Annotated in this window: 1 protein-coding gene; it reads right to left on the bottom strand. The window is 68.0% G+C overall.

Annotated features, from left to right (window positions below; all coding sequences use genetic code 11):
- Nucleotides 1–23 precede the first annotated feature (23 nt).
- Nucleotides 24–543: FBP domain-containing protein (locus tag OOT08_RS10965; RefSeq protein ID WP_325092677.1), on the bottom strand; the 520-nt coding region annotated here is incomplete at its 5' end.

Raw genomic sequence — 543 nt, 5'->3', positions numbered from 1 at the left:
TCGACAACGGGACGGGACTCGGCTCAGGTCTGGTCGCGCAGGTGGGTCGCGAAGCGTTGCGAGCGGGCACGGAGCCCGGCCACGCGGGCCTGGATCCGTCCCGCGGCGTCCTGGCCGGCCTCGACCCGAGTCGGTTTCCGGCGGACGTTCTCAGAGCAGGAGAAGTCCGCGTGCAGCAGGACGCCGAGGGTGTCTCCGTTGCGGCCGGCGGCGCCCGCGCGCTTGGCAACGAACATTCGGACATCGCTGGTCAGCAGCAGATCCTCACACCAGGAACAGACGGCACGAGCGTGTGAGCGACGCGACGGGCCGCGGAGGAGAAAGCCGACGGGGCCCGACTCCAGAGGCACCACGGCATAGCCGTTCCGCGGGTTCTTCGGATCGGTCCAGGCGAGCACGTCGAGTCGGTCCCAGCGCAACTCATCCAGCCGCTCGGGAAGGAATATTTGGGCGGTTTCCCGCCGGGTGGTGTTGATGAAGCTCGCCAGAATTTCGGCGTCGGTGAGGGGAAGCATGCGGTTCGTTTCTGTCGTCGGGTGTGGC

It is taken from the genome of Leucobacter sp. M11 (genome assembly GCF_035726885.1).
Taxonomy (GTDB): domain Bacteria; phylum Actinomycetota; class Actinomycetes; order Actinomycetales; family Microbacteriaceae; genus JAPFRB01.
The sequence above is the reverse complement of the archived record's forward strand: the minus strand, read 5'-3'. Positions and strand labels throughout refer to the sequence as shown.